Origin of the sequence: Pelagibius sp., from assembly GCF_028281305.1 — a bacterium.
In the GTDB taxonomy this organism is placed as follows: domain Bacteria; phylum Pseudomonadota; class Alphaproteobacteria; order Kiloniellales; family Kiloniellaceae; genus Pelagibius.
This window is the reverse complement of sequence record NZ_JANQKD010000080.1, coordinates 24,591-37,086: the sequence shown is the minus strand read 5'-3', so window position 1 is coordinate 37,086 and position 12,496 is coordinate 24,591. Positions and strand designations below refer to the sequence as shown.

The 12,496-nt window shown below is 65.6% G+C and carries 12 protein-coding genes and 1 tRNA gene; 4 read left to right on the top strand and 9 right to left on the bottom strand.

The annotated features are described in order from the left end of the window. Nucleotides 1–104 precede the first annotated feature (104 nt). The 4 genes from Q0982_RS15365 to Q0982_RS15350 all read right to left on the bottom strand — a co-directional run bounded on the left by Q0982_RS15365 (nucleotide 105) and on the right by Q0982_RS15350 (nucleotide 3,983). Nucleotides 105–1,067, bottom strand: a complete 963-nt coding sequence (locus Q0982_RS15365) for a bifunctional riboflavin kinase/FAD synthetase (protein ID WP_299396968.1) — start codon at nucleotides 1,065–1,067, stop codon at nucleotides 105–107. A gap of 366 nt (nucleotides 1,068–1,433) precedes the next feature. Further along, nucleotides 1,434–1,904 carry a MaoC family dehydratase gene (locus Q0982_RS15360; protein ID WP_299396967.1) on the bottom strand — a complete coding sequence of 157 codons (471 nt, stop codon included), beginning with the start codon at nucleotides 1,902–1,904 and terminating at the stop codon, nucleotides 1,434–1,436. 219 nt (nucleotides 1,905–2,123) lie between these two features. Beyond that, a complete protein-coding gene (locus tag Q0982_RS15355) occupies nucleotides 2,124–3,407 on the bottom strand; it encodes an MFS transporter (RefSeq protein ID WP_299396965.1) in 1,284 nt (427 codons plus the stop codon). Between the two features lie 216 nt (nucleotides 3,408–3,623). After that, nucleotides 3,624–3,983: an arsenate reductase gene (locus Q0982_RS15350; RefSeq protein ID WP_299396964.1), complete on the bottom strand. Its 360-nt coding sequence runs from the start codon at nucleotides 3,981–3,983 to the stop codon at nucleotides 3,624–3,626. A 253-nt stretch (nucleotides 3,984–4,236) separates the two neighbouring features. Between Q0982_RS15350 and Q0982_RS15345 the strand changes: the two genes are divergently transcribed. Further along, complete coding sequence (locus Q0982_RS15345) at nucleotides 4,237–4,650, top strand: response regulator (RefSeq protein ID WP_299396962.1); 414 nt, start codon at nucleotides 4,237–4,239, stop codon at nucleotides 4,648–4,650. Between the two features lie 373 nt (nucleotides 4,651–5,023). Then, nucleotides 5,024–5,707 (top strand): response regulator transcription factor, encoded by a 684-nt coding sequence (locus Q0982_RS15340; RefSeq protein ID WP_299396961.1) that lies wholly within the window; start codon nucleotides 5,024–5,026, stop codon nucleotides 5,705–5,707. A 162-nt stretch (nucleotides 5,708–5,869) separates the two neighbouring features. On the opposite strand, the gene Q0982_RS15335 is transcribed toward Q0982_RS15340, so the two are convergent. Then, entirely contained in the window at nucleotides 5,870–7,048 is a 1,179-nt protein-coding gene (locus Q0982_RS15335; RefSeq protein WP_299396959.1) for a HAMP domain-containing sensor histidine kinase, read from the bottom strand. Nucleotides 7,049–7,212: 164 nt separating this feature from the next. Here Q0982_RS15335 and Q0982_RS15330 point away from each other — a divergent pair, with 164 nt between their 5' ends. Further along, complete coding sequence (locus Q0982_RS15330; protein WP_299396958.1) at nucleotides 7,213–8,319, top strand: cis-3-hydroxy-L-proline dehydratase; 1,107 nt, start codon at nucleotides 7,213–7,215, stop codon at nucleotides 8,317–8,319. 75 nt (nucleotides 8,320–8,394) lie between these two features. Here the strand turns inward: Q0982_RS15330 and Q0982_RS15325 are convergent, their stop codons facing one another. The 4 genes from Q0982_RS15325 to Q0982_RS15310 form a co-directional block, all read right to left on the bottom strand. Then, on the bottom strand, nucleotides 8,395–8,949 hold the full coding sequence (locus Q0982_RS15325; RefSeq protein WP_299396956.1) for a hypothetical protein: 555 nt from the start codon (nucleotides 8,947–8,949) through the stop codon (nucleotides 8,395–8,397). Nucleotides 8,950–9,242: 293 nt separating this feature from the next. Beyond that, complete coding sequence (locus tag Q0982_RS15320) at nucleotides 9,243–10,016, bottom strand: SDR family oxidoreductase (protein WP_299396954.1); 774 nt, start codon at nucleotides 10,014–10,016, stop codon at nucleotides 9,243–9,245. An 82-nt stretch (nucleotides 10,017–10,098) separates the two neighbouring features. Then, nucleotides 10,099–10,728 (bottom strand): GTP cyclohydrolase I FolE, encoded by a 630-nt coding sequence (folE, locus tag Q0982_RS15315; protein WP_299396952.1) that lies wholly within the window; start codon nucleotides 10,726–10,728, stop codon nucleotides 10,099–10,101. A 325-nt stretch (nucleotides 10,729–11,053) separates the two neighbouring features. Further along, nucleotides 11,054–11,140: transfer RNA gene (locus Q0982_RS15310), tRNA-Leu, on the bottom strand. A gap of 760 nt (nucleotides 11,141–11,900) precedes the next feature. Here Q0982_RS15310 and Q0982_RS15305 point away from each other — a divergent pair. After that, nucleotides 11,901–12,395, top strand: coding sequence for a cold-shock protein (locus Q0982_RS15305; RefSeq protein WP_299396951.1), 495 nt, complete (start codon nucleotides 11,901–11,903; stop codon nucleotides 12,393–12,395). Nucleotides 12,396–12,496: the final 101 nt, after the last annotated feature.

The following is a 12,496-nucleotide window of genomic DNA, read 5'->3' as shown; positions in this document are numbered from 1 at the left end:
TCCAGGCCCAGGCTGCCGGCGCGCCGCGCCTCCGGGCCAATCGGTATGCGGCCCGCCTGCAGCGTCTGGCGCTGGGATGGGGCTCCGGCCAGGGCGGCCCGCGGTCAGTTCGGGCCGATCTGCCCCAGGACCGCGCGGGCCTGATCGCAATCGAGGGCGATTTGTGCCCGCAAAGCGTCAAGCCCGTCAAACTTCTTTTCCGGGCGCAGGTAGTCGATAAAGCGGACCCGCAGGGTTTCGCCGTAGAGATCGGCATCCTGGTCGAAGAGGTGAACCTCCAGACGCAGGTCCTCGCCGGCCACCGTGGGACGCCGGCCGAGGTTGGCAACGGCCGGAATCCACTGGGTTTCCGCACCGTGTTCCACCCCCGGATCGCGGCCAGCATAGACCGCATAGACCCCCAGTGCCGGGCAGAGATAGTCGCCGAGGGCGAGGTTCGCGGTGGGAAACCCGATCGTGCGGCCGCGCTGATCGCCCTTCTCCACCCGCCCCTCGATCTCCCAGGGCCGGCCGAGCAGCTCGGCGGCCCGGCGCGGAGCACCGTCCCGCAGGTGCTGGCGGATGATGGAGGAGGAATAGACCGCCCCCCCATGGGTCATGACCGGATCGACCGCCGTGACGCCGAAGCCGAGCTTGGCGCCCATCGATTTCAGCAGCGCGACGTTGCCCTGGCGCTTGTGGCCGAAGCAGAAGTCCCAGCCGACCACGACGTGCCGGGCGGCCAGATCCGCCACCAGCACCTGCTCCACGAAAGCCACGGCCGGCCGCAGGGAGAACGCCTTGTCGAAGTGCAGCACGAAGAGGTGATCGACCCCCTGCTCCTGCAGGGCGTGGGCCTTGGACCGCAGGGAAGTGAGACGGAAGGGCGGCTGGTCCGGCGCAAAGACGGACCGCGGGTGCGGCTCGAAGGTGAGAACCGCCAGAGGACAGGACAACGCCGCCGCCTGGTCGCCGGCGTCCGACAAAAGCGTCTGGTGACCGCGGTGCACCCCGTCAAAGTTGCCGATCACCACGACGCTGCCCCGGGCCTCGTCGGAAATCTCTGAGCTGTGTCGGAAAATCGCCATGAGCAGGCCGGACTGACGCCTTTTTTCGAGAAGCTTTGCGGTGCCGGAAAGGGTGGTCGAAGGACTCGGAAATCTACAGGGGCCGGGGTTGGATTGACGCGGCTTACCGCCGCCGGACGACGCAAACGGCAGGATCGGGAACTAAACGCAAATCTGCGGCCAGTCCAGCCGATTTACCGTCGCGCGGCGAAGATAGCGCGCGGAGGCTTTAGTGAACAGGCCGCGGAACGCGCCGCGCGCCGCCTCGCCCCAAGGCCTAGGAACCGGCCTGGGCCTCTGAGTTTGGTCTGGAAACTGCGGACTGACCCGGGCCGGCGGCAATCCGGCTGAAGGCGCTTACGTGGCCGCCTCTTACTCGGCCGCCTCTTACTCGGCTGCCTGGGTCTCCTCGGGTTCGGCCTCGGGCAGGTCCTTGCGGCTGGCCACCATCAAGGTCGCCTCCCCCTCCAGAACCACCGTATCGCCGACCGTGCAGACGGTGTCGAAGATGACCCGCTTCTTTTCAGACTGAATCTCCCGCACCGTCACACGGGCTTCAACCGTATCGCCCACCTTGACCGGCGCCTTGAAGCGCAGGTCCTGGCGCAGGTAGATGCAGCCCGGGCCCGGCAGACGGGTTCCGAACACCGTCGAGATGAAGCTTGCCGACAGCATGCCGTGGGCGATCCTGCCGGAAAACATCGTCTTCTCGGCAAAGCTTTCGTCCAGGTGAACCGGGTTGGTGTCCCCGGAAATACCGGCAAACATCGTGATATCGGCCTCGGTCACCGTCTTGGCGAACACCGCCGTCATCTTCGGCGACAGGTCTTCGATGAAGTAGCCGTGCTTCTCGCGCATCAGACTCTGAACCTCTGCCAATGAAATAATATTACTTATGCTACCATTTTTTGGTAACTTTATTCCTTCCACTTTAGTGGAACAGGCCCTTTTTCGCAAGTGCGAATTCGCGGATGCGAAGGCGACCAAAGTATGACGCCTGTTGGTAAAATTTGCCTTATTAGCGGGCTTTTTCGGCAATGCGTGGCCGCAGCCAAACCCATCGACTGCGACTGGGGTTTAGCGTCGGCGGCCCCGGCCGGTGGTCATGGCGGCGAGATCGCGGTCGCGGTGATCGCGGAAGGCATCAAGAGGCAGCGTCGCCGTGGCCGCGTTCATGGAGGTGGTCACCGGCACGCTGGGCCCCTGCTCGTCCACCGGCACCGCCGCCCGCCGGATCATGCGGTAGATGGCGAAGACCCCGATGGCGGCGTGGACAATGCCGACGAAGGTGAAGAACCCGTCCGGGCCGACCCGGCCCATAAGCTGCGAGACCACCAGCGGGCCGAAAATGGCGCCGCTTCCGTTGACCAGCATCAGGCTGCCGCTGGCGGCGACCATCTGCTTGGGCGTCAGGAAGTCGTTGGTGTGGGCCAGGCAGAGCGAATACATGGGAAAGCTCATGCCGCCGAGAAGAAAGGCGACGGCATAGAGCCCGATGCGGTTGTCGCCGGAAAACAGCGGTGCAGCAAGGCCGACGAGCGCGGCTGAGAAGGTTACGGCTGCCAGAACGCGGCGGCGGTCCAGCTTGTCGGAGAGGCGGCCGATGGGCCACTGAAAGGCCATGCCGCCGAAGATCAGCATGCTGACGAAAAAGGCGATCTCGGAGATCTCAAGCCCGGCCAGGCTGGCATAGACCGCACCCATGCCGAAAATCGCGCCGTTGGCGACGCCGGTGCCCAGGGAGCCGACAACGCCCAGAGGCGAGGCCCGGTAGAGCGCCCGGATGCCGACCGGGTTGGGAGCGGTGAAATCCGGCGCCGGCCCCACCGAGACCGAAATCGGCACAAGCGCCAGAGACACCAGCACCGACGCCAGAACGAAGAGGACGAAGCTGTTGGGGTCGGAGAGGTTCAGCAGGAACTGCCCGCCGGCGATACCGCCCAGCACCACCAGCATATAGACCGACAGCATCGACCCTCGGGTCTCGTTGGTCGAACGGTCGTTCAGCCAGGATTCGGCCACGATGTAGAGACCGGCGTAGCAGAACCCGGTGAGGAACCGCATGACGGTCCAGATCCAGGGGTCGACAAAGACCGCGTGCACCAGCGCCGCCGTCGAGGCGGTCGAGGCCAGGGCCGCGAAGACCCGCACGTGACCGACGTTGCCAACCGCCCGCGGCGTAACCAGGGCGCCGGCCAGAAAGCCGACGAAGTAGCCGGACATGACGAGACCGGTGGTCTCGGTCCCGAAGTTCTCCGCCGAGGCACGGATGCCCAGAAGCGAAGACTGCAGGCCGTTGCCCAGCATGATCATGCCAAGACCGACGAAGAGCGCCCAGGCGGAGCGAACAGCAGCGAACATGACCGATCCCGTCGTTTTCCCGGCAACCCTCGACGCCGACTGCCTTCAGCTTATGCCGGGGGCAGCGCGGGCACGCTATCGGAAAAACGCCAAAAGCCCGGCGCGGACGGGCGAATTGCCAGAGCACTCGGGAACGGCTTCCGCAGCCCGGCCAGCCCCGCACCGATCCGACAGCGCCCGGCAGACCGGCCCGACAGGAGGCTGCCCCGAAGACCCTCAGGGCCCGGCCAGAACCTCCCGCAACGCTGCCTGTTCGGTGGCCGAAAAGCCCACGACCAAGTGCTCACCGACGCGAATGACGGGACGCTTGATCAGGGTCGGATGAGCCCGCATCAGCCGTTCAGCGGCCGGGCCGTCCAACCCCTCCTTCTCTTCCGGGGGCAGGCCGCGCCAAGTGGTGCTGCGGCGGTTCAACAGGCGTTCCCAGCCCAGACGGGCAAGCCAGTCTTCCAGTTCCGCGGCCGGGACGCCGTCATCGCGCAGATCGTGCAGACGCACCGCGTCATGGTCGGATTCCAGCCAGGCCTTCGCCTTGCGGCAGCTGTCGCAGTTCTTCAGTCCGTAGATCGTGATCATCGCGCCCCTTTCGTTCCCTCCCGTTCTGTTGCCCTTGCTGCCCCTTCCCTGCGGCCGGAGCCTCCACCAGGTCCCCGGCCCGGCGGAACCGGCCGCCGCTCCCATTTGGCCGATGCGCCGCCCCACCGCAAGGTCCAATGCAGCGCCGGATGCAAGGCCGGGCGGCAATCTGTCGACCACCGCCATGCGTTGCAAAATAGGGAACAGAAATCAACCAATTGACAGACGGGCTCCAGATCGTTGGGGTAGGCCGATGACAAAGGCTGCGGACAGTGCTGGAAACAAAGCCGACCCGCCGCTCGGCGGCGAAACCATCGTCTTGTTCGAGGATGACGACCTCGTCCGGCGGGCAACCCAGCGCATGCTGCAGCGCCTGGGGGCCCAGGTTGTCGTTGGCAACACCAGCGCAGAGGCCGTCGCGCATCTGCGCGAGCAGGGTGCGACTCCGACCTGGATCATCGCGGACTACTGGTTCACACGGCAGGAAGACGGGCTTGTCGCCACCAAGGCCGTCCGCAACGCCGTCGGCGACCAGATCAGGGCGTTGATCATCACAGGCGATAGTTCGTCGGAGGTCGCGAATGCGGTTCGGAGCGCTGGACTCCACCTGCTGCGGAAACCGGTGAATACAGATCGCATCATCGAGATCCTTGCCGAAGACGCCTAGACAAAACGTCATTAGCGTGGCGGTACGGCCGGGCGGACCAAAACGGTTATCAATTTTCGGTTGTATATTGTCCAGACGAGATACGCGCTGTGTACGAACAAGATGGCCTCGCCGGCCCAGCGAAGATACCGGAGGCGGCCCCGGGAATCGCCCAGCGGATAGACGATTTCCAGTTGATAACTCTGCGAAAATTCGGACAATGGGCCGCCAGCAGCATTGCCGGATAGAATGTCTCTGCCAAATCGGCGGGCCTTTTAGTCTGGCGTGCCATAACACTAAGTTGCGGACGAGTAGGACCACGGGCCAACACAGACAGCGTAGCAATCGGTCCGTTCCGATCTCCTACAAAGATCAAATTAGGGTTCTCTAAATTATGAAAGTCCTCTATGCCGACGACCACTGGATCACGCGCAGTGCTGCCCGCCACCTGATCGACCGGCTGGAAAGCGGCAGCGAGCTTCTGGAGGCGGCTGACTTTCGCCAGGCGCTGGATCTCGCTTCAGCCAACCCGGATCTGGACCTGATTCTCCTGGATCTGCTGATGCCGGGCATGAAGCGCTTCGAAGGACTGCGCGCGATGCGGGAATGTTTGCCGCAAGTACCTGTGGTTGTGATGTCGGCCATCGAAGACCGTGACGAGATCCTGCGCTGCATCGAGGCCGGCGCCATGGGCTACATCCCTAAGTCGTCCCAGAGCGATGAGGTTGAGTCGGCCCTGCAGACCGTGCTCGCCGGCGGTGTCGCCTTCCCCCGGCGCCTGCTCGAGCAGCGGAGTTCCGCCAAGAAGCAGGCGGTCTACGCCTTCGGTAATGAGAAGTCGATCGAGGATGTTTCCGGGGCTCTGACCAAGCGTCAGTTCCAGGTCTACAAACTGCTCGGTCAAGGCATGTCCAACGCCCAGGTGGCCGAAGCGCTCGGCCTGTCCGAGCATACGGTGCGCGTCCACGTCTCGGCCATCGTCAAGCGGCTGAACCTGGACAGCCGGACCCAGGCGGCCATCAGCGCCGCGGCCCAGGCCCGCGCGATGGAAGACGAGGCGGAAGCCGCCAACTACTGAGCCTGACGGCACTGTTCGTCACCGAAGGGGCTTCGGCGCGCAGGCGGGACAGTCAAGCTGGACAGTCAGGCTGGACAGGCCGGCCGCGATACCGCTTCATCGCAGCATCGATTCATCAGAGAAGAACGCCGGAGCCCTGAGCGGAGACACCCGGTCGGGGCCTCACCTCTGCGCCAAGGCGTAGAGGCAAAGCGCCCTCAACTGTGCCGGCTTGACCGGTCGAAAGAGCACATGCACCGGCCCGGGCAAAACAGCGGCGCTGTCGTTCTTGCCCCGGTCGCTGAGCAGCACCACGGCGGGGGCCGGGGCGCCGCGCTGCCGGACGGCGGCCAACTGGTCATACCCTCCGGCGGCATCGAAGTCGGCCATATCGGCGATCACGAGCACCGGCGGGTCTTCCAGGGACTCGGCCAGCCCCTGCGCATCGATGGTGCCGCCCCGGACGTGCGCGCCCCAGCTCTGCAGATGGTCCCGAACGGCCTGCGCATCGGCATTGTCGAAGACCGCAACGTCAGCTTCCTGCAAAGGATTGAGCGGCATCTCGACGTCGCCAAAGGCAGCATCCGACGAAACGGCCCCGCCGAGATCTGTTGCGGCACCCTCACCCTTCCCGGGTTTGTTCCCCGGCGCTTTTCCGGATGCCTTCAAAGTCAGGGAAAACCGCGATCCGCGCCCCAGCTTCGAATCGACCTCAAGGCTGTCTCCGCAGAGTATTGCCATATGCCCTGCCAGGGTGAGGCCAAGGCCGAGACCGCGCTCACGCGGACGAACCTCGTTTTCCAGGCGGTAGAAGGGCCGGAAGATCCTGGACTGATCCTCGACGGGAATACCGAGGCCGGAGTCCACCACCTCGACCCGCGCAAAGCGGCCCCGGCGGCGACCGCCCAGGATCACCTTTCCCTCACGCGTGAACTTGGCGGCGTTATCCAGCAGCGCGCCGAGAATGCGGCGCAGCAGGACGGGATCGGCCTGGACGCTCAATCCGCTGTTAACGACACGGAACGCTATGCCCTGGGCGGCGAAACGCTCCGCGAAGTCGTCCTTCACGCGGGCGAAGACTTCGTCGAGCGCCAGCGTCCGCAGTTCCGGGCTTACCATGCCCCGGCTCAACTTCTCGAGCTCGACCAGGGCATCGAGCCAGCCGTTGCTGAGGCCGAGGGCATAGCGCAGGTCCTCGAGGATGGCGTCTCTCTCGTGGGCGGAGTCGGTCTGCGCAAGCTCCCCGATCAGAAGGCTGATCGCGTTCAGCGGCTGGCGTAGCTGATGCTCAGCGCCCAGGAGAAGACTCTGGCCCTGGTTTGGCCCTTGGTTTGCCTCTTGGTTTGAACGCGCCTGATCCAATCGGCCTCTCCCCTGGCGAAATACGGTCTTGGGTTTGCGTCAGGGCAGCATGAATTCCCAAACGCCTGTCATCAATGCTAGATGTACGAAGGCATGCATCGAGACGCCGTCCCGGCGCCACAGCGCCCCGCCGAACCCCACCGCGAGACAGCCGACATCAAGACATGAAGATAACCCGGATCGATATTCACCAGGTCGACCTGCCGCTCCACGAGGGGCGCTACAGCTGGGCCGGCGGCAAGTCGGTCGACGTCTTCGATTCGACCGTCGTGCGGATCACCTGCGATTCGGGCCTGATCGGTCACGGCGAGGTCTGCCCCCTGGGCCCGGCCTATCTGCCCAGCTTTGCCGCCGGCGTGCGCGCCGCCCTGGGCGCCTTGGCGCCCGATCTTCTGGGCTGCGACCCGCGCGCCATCGATGCCATCGGCGCGCAGATGGACGCCCAGTTGAAGGGCCAGCCAGCCGCCAAGTCGGCCGTCGATATGGCCTGCTGGGATTTGCTGGGCCAGGCCGCGGGACTGCCCGTCCATCTGCTGCTCGGCGGGCGCTTCGGGGACAGCGTCGCACTCTATCGGGCGATTTCCCAGGACACGCCGGCGGCCATGGCCGACCGTATCCGGCAGTATCGCAACGAAGGCTACCGCCGCTTCCAACTCAAGGTCGGCGGCGACCCGGACGAGGACATTGCGCGCATCGAGGCGGCGGCGGCGGAGCTGGAGGCGGGCGACGTTCTGATCGCCGATGCGAACACCGGCTGGCTGCCGCACCAGGCACGCCGCGTGGTGCGTGCCGTGCGGGCCCTGGACGTCTACATCGAGCAGCCTTGTCTCGGTTACGAGGAGTGCCTGACGGTGCGCCGCGCCTGCGACCATCCCTTTGTGCTGGACGAGTCCATCACCGATATCGACAGCCTGCTAAGGGCGCATAGGGACGGCGCCATGGACGCCATCAACATCAAGCTCAGCAAAGTCGGCGGCCTCAGCAGGGCGCGCCAGCTGCGCGACCTCTGCGTCCAGCTCGGGCTGGCCATGACCATCGAGGACAGCTGGGGCGGCGACATCGTGACCGCCGCCATTGCCGCCCTGGCACAGTCGACGCCGGCGCGTTTCCGCTTCACGGCAACCGACTTCAACAGCTACGTGACCCGGCGCATCGCCGAAGGCGCGCCGCAGCGCCGCGACGGCCGCTTTGCCGCCAGCGACGCCCCGGGCCTTGGCATCGCACCCCTGCCCGAAGCGCTCGGCGCAGCGGTGGCGAGCTTCGCCGCGTAAAACCACGGTCCGGCATCCGCGCGCCGACAACGCCCTCTATCTATCGATAGGCACGGGCGCCAGCGGAAGGGCGGACTAGTGGAGATAGCGGATCAGGTAGCGGCTGTTCTTGACCACATAGCCGCGGCCATATCCATCGTAGCACATCACGCCGCCGATCAGCGCCTTCCTGCCGTGCCGGAAGCCGACCTTGGTGACGTCATGGCAGCCTCGGCCGGCGAAGTGTCCATGATGCCGCCGCGGGTGCGCGTGACCGTAATGGCGATGGGGTCTGTAGCCGTGAAAGTGGTGCTTGCGATGATGGCGCTTCACGTGATGCCGCTTGAAGTGCCGGTGTTTCTTGAGATGCCGGTGTTTCTTGAAGTGGCGGGGCTTGAAGTGCCCGTGTCTTGAAAAGTGGCGGGGCTTGAAATGGTGATGGCTCCGGTGGTGCGCGAGGTGAAGCGTCGCGGCATCCGTCGGCGTGTACACGGCCGGCGCCCCGACCGGCGCCCCGACCGGCGTCGCGCCAAGCGAAGCCAAGGCATGTGCCGGAACCGGGGCGGCGGCCAAGGCCCCCGCCAGCGTCAGCGCGCCGGCAAGCAGGGCCCCAAGGCGGTAAGCACGGGGAATCGGTCTGATGTCAGCCATCGCAGCCTCCTTACGTCAGGTCTCTGCGCAACGTTGTGCGCGTCCGCAGGGGCTGCCGTGCAAAATCCCGCATCGAGCAGGACCTTGAGCCAATCCCTGCTTGGTGAACCCTACGCAGACAGATGGCCCGTCCTCCCCGGGGCGACCACAAAAGTCACATCACAAGCCAGTGAAGGGGCCGGCAAAGGGACCGGTGAAGGGATAGGTGAAGGGACCGGTGAAGGGGCGGCGGAAGACAGGGAATCAGGAAACGAACGGAGAATCAGAAAAGGCCGCACCCCGCAGCCGCCACGTCAGCCCGCCGGTGCACGGGCCAGGTGGTCGCCGCCATCCAGCCCGAGCATTTGCCCGGTCATGGAGCGTGCCTCCAGCAGGAACTGCAACGCGGCGCAGACCTCCTCCAGGCTGGGGCCCGCCTCCAGCAGCAGGCGGCTGCAGCGCTCGGCAAAGTCGGCATCGCTCTGGCCCTCCACCGGCAGGGTCGGACCCAGACCGATCCCGTTCACGCGGATACGCGGCGCCAGCGCCTGGGCCAGCGTCTGGGTCAGCGTCCAGAGCCCGGTCTTGGAGACGGTGTAGCTGAGGTAGCGCGGCGTCAGATTGAGAACACGGGTGTCGATCATGTTGACCGCCAGACCGACAGCCTCCCGCGGCAGCAGGGCGGCGAAGCGCTGGGTCAGCACCAGCGGCGCGCGCAGGTTGATATCCTGGTGGCGCTGCCAGGACTCCGCCTCGGCGCTGTCGGCATCGTCGTACTCGAAGATCGAGGCGTTGTTCACCAGCAGACCGAGCGGCCCGCAGGCTTCCGCGGCGCGGTCGACCAGCGGCTCCAGCGCGTGGGGATCGGCAAGGTCCGCCTGCAGCGCCACCGCATTGCCGCCGGCCGCCGCGATCGTCCGGCACAGGGCCTCGGCCTCGGCTCTTGAATCGCGGTAGTGCACCGCCACGGCCCAGCCCCTGGCGCCCAGATGGGAAGCCAGAGCCGCGCCGACCCGCCGCGCTGCGCCGGTAACGAGCGCGGCGCGCGGCAGCCGCGGGTCTTCGAGCGTTTGCGGCGCCTCGGTCATCGCGAAGGGATTTTCATGACGCGGGAAGGTAGGGCGAAGGAGGGCACGGTGGGGCGAAGGCAGAGCCCGCCCCAACCGCTGCTCACTTGCCGATCATGCCGAGGAATTCCTGGCGGGTTTTGGGATCGTTACGGAAGGCACCCAGCATGCGGCTGGTCACCATGGATGTGCCGGGCTTGTGGACGCCGCGGGTGGTCATGCACTGATGGGTCGCCTCGATCACCACCGCCACGCCGTGGGGCTGCAGCACCGCGTCGATGGTGTTGGCGATCTGGGCGGTCATCTTCTCCTGGATCTGCAGGCGCTTGGCGTAGACCTCCACGACCCGCGCCAGCTTGGAGATGCCGACCACCCGGTTGCGCGGGAAATAGCCGACATGGGCGACGCCGATGATCGGCACCATGTGGTGCTCGCAGTGGCTTTCGAAACGGATGTCGCGCAGCAGCACCATCTCGTCGTAGCCGTCGGTCTCCTCGAAGGTGCGCTGGAGCATGTCGACCGGGTCGACGAGGTAGCCACCGAAGAAGCCTTCGTAGGCGCGCACCACCCGCTCCGGCGTGCCGAGCAGGCCCTCGCGGTCGGGGTCGTCACCGGCCCAGCGCAGCAGCGTGCGCACCGCTTCCTCGGCCTCCGCGCGGTCGGGCTTGCGGGCTGCCGCCTCCTGGCGCTCCAGCGCCAGGATGTTGCTGACGTTCTCTGCCTTGCTGTTCATTTACGACCTCCAAAGTCCTTCGCAGACCATCAACTAGGCCACTTCCGGAGAATTCCAAGCCGCTGGCCGACCCCGAAGCGCACCATAAACACCTCCGGCCGCCCGTCAAATGGATGGGTCAAATGGACGGCAGGACGGCCGAGGCGGCGCTTAGGCCCGCGGAGCCGCCGCACGGAGATGCCGCAGTGAACGGCCGGCACCACCGAAGGGGGAAGCGATGGCGAGCGGCACGGGCTCCAAATCCATGGGGCACCGCCAGCAAGGGCCTATGGTTGCCCGAGGGTCAGGTCTTGCAGAAAGGTGCATTCGCGGGAAGTTGCGGTGGTGGTGCCCCTGGCCTGACTCGAACAGGCACTCCCTTGCGGGAAACAGATTTTGAGTCTGTCGCGTCTACCAATTCCGCCACAGGGGCCCTCACCCGTCGGCGACCTGGCGCCGGGAGGGGCGCCGCAGCCGCACAGCCATCGCGCGTGGCCGGGCGGCGGCATCATAGCGGGGCCCGGCATCTTGGCAAGGGGCCCCGGGCACGGGGCGCCTTGGCAAGGAGCGCCTTGGCAAGGAGCGCCTTGGCAAGGAGCGCCCTCATGGGCGGCCTCTGACGCCTCTAAGGGGTGGGATTAGCCCCACACTGAAGAGCCACCCCCTAGATGTTGTGGCCAGCCGGGCCGGCAGCCGCTGCGCGCCGAGGTTTTCTATGGAACTGGTTTTGGAGTCAGGCTTAAATGGATTGAGCATACGGTCGATACAGGTTGTCAGTCTACGAACCTTCATGGACGCAACTGCTAGCCGATGCGACCGTTTCGTTTGATGCGGCGATCCAAGTAGGGCACCGGTTTGTGTAGTACGGCGTTTGCAGGCCACCATCCGGCAGCAGACGCAGGGGTGCAGTTACCAGTGGGGAAGTTTGATACGAGGGCGTGCGGGCGCGGCCCGCATGCGGGAACGGGAAGATACCTGGCATCGCGATCATGCATGACCGTGGCTGAGACGCTGCGCGGCCGAATCGGCCGGCACGGCGCTTGGCCGCAGAGTTTGCGGATCGCCGGGGCGCACGGCTGAGAGATGAGAAGTGGGCCGGCGCGGCAAGCTGTTCTCTTCGCAAATCACTGCTGGGCAGATGGCTGCTGGGTGACACCCGGGAAACCCCGGGCAGTATTGGAGTTGCCGTAGTGATGAATGATCGTGATTTCGAGTCTCAGGAGATCACCCACCGCGAAGTGACCGCCGTGGTCAAGTGGTTCAATTCGACCAAGGGCTTCGGCTTCGTGCAGTTGAACGACGGATCGCCCGATGCCTTCCTCCACATCTCGGTGGTGGAACGCTCCGGCAACCGGGACTTTGCGGAAGGCACCACGATCGTCTGCGACCTCATGCAGGGCCGCAAGGGCCTGCAGGTGGCCGAGATCCATCGGGTCGAATCGGCGCCGGCGCCCAGCTTCCAGGCCGATCCGGGCCCGACGGAAGTCATCGAAGGCACGGTGAAGTTCTTCAACGCCGAAAAAGGCTTCGGCTTCGTCATCCCCGACAACGGCGGCAAGGACGTCTTCGTTTCCGGGCGCACGCTGGAGCGTTTCGGCATCGGCGCACTGGAGCCCAATCAAAGGGTGCGCATGCAGACCCGTATGGGCCAGAAAGGCCCCATGGCCGAGCACGTCGAACTGATCTGACCGGCTTCCTTTCCGGGCGTCCTGCCCGGTCTCGTTGCCCGGTCTCGTTGCCCGGTCTCGTTGCCCGGTCTCGTTGCCCAGCCTCTTTGCCCAGCCTCTTT

Excerpts from the sequence above, each read along its gene's own strand:
- Q0982_RS15365 (WP_299396968.1), bottom strand. The coding sequence starts at position 1,067 with ATGGCGATTTTCCGACACAGCTCAGAGATTTCCGACGAGGCCCGGGGC.
- Q0982_RS15360 (WP_299396967.1), bottom strand. The coding sequence starts at position 1,904 with ATGCGCGAGAAGCACGGCTACTTCATCGAAGACCTGTCGCCGAAGATG.
- Q0982_RS15355 (WP_299396965.1), bottom strand. The coding sequence starts at position 3,407 with ATGTTCGCTGCTGTTCGCTCCGCCTGGGCGCTCTTCGTCGGTCTTGGC.
- Q0982_RS15350 (WP_299396964.1), bottom strand. The coding sequence starts at position 3,983 with ATGATCACGATCTACGGACTGAAGAACTGCGACAGCTGCCGCAAGGCG.
- Q0982_RS15345 (WP_299396962.1), top strand. The coding sequence starts at position 4,237 with ATGACAAAGGCTGCGGACAGTGCTGGAAACAAAGCCGACCCGCCGCTC.
- Q0982_RS15340 (WP_299396961.1), top strand. The coding sequence starts at position 5,024 with ATGAAAGTCCTCTATGCCGACGACCACTGGATCACGCGCAGTGCTGCC.
- Q0982_RS15330 (WP_299396958.1), top strand. The coding sequence starts at position 7,213 with ATGAAGATAACCCGGATCGATATTCACCAGGTCGACCTGCCGCTCCAC.
- Q0982_RS15325 (WP_299396956.1), bottom strand. The coding sequence starts at position 8,949 with ATGGCTGACATCAGACCGATTCCCCGTGCTTACCGCCTTGGGGCCCTG.
- Q0982_RS15320 (WP_299396954.1), bottom strand. The coding sequence starts at position 10,016 with ATGACCGAGGCGCCGCAAACGCTCGAAGACCCGCGGCTGCCGCGCGCC.
- folE (WP_299396952.1), bottom strand. The coding sequence starts at position 10,728 with ATGAACAGCAAGGCAGAGAACGTCAGCAACATCCTGGCGCTGGAGCGC.
- Q0982_RS15305 (WP_299396951.1), top strand. The coding sequence starts at position 11,901 with ATGAATGATCGTGATTTCGAGTCTCAGGAGATCACCCACCGCGAAGTG.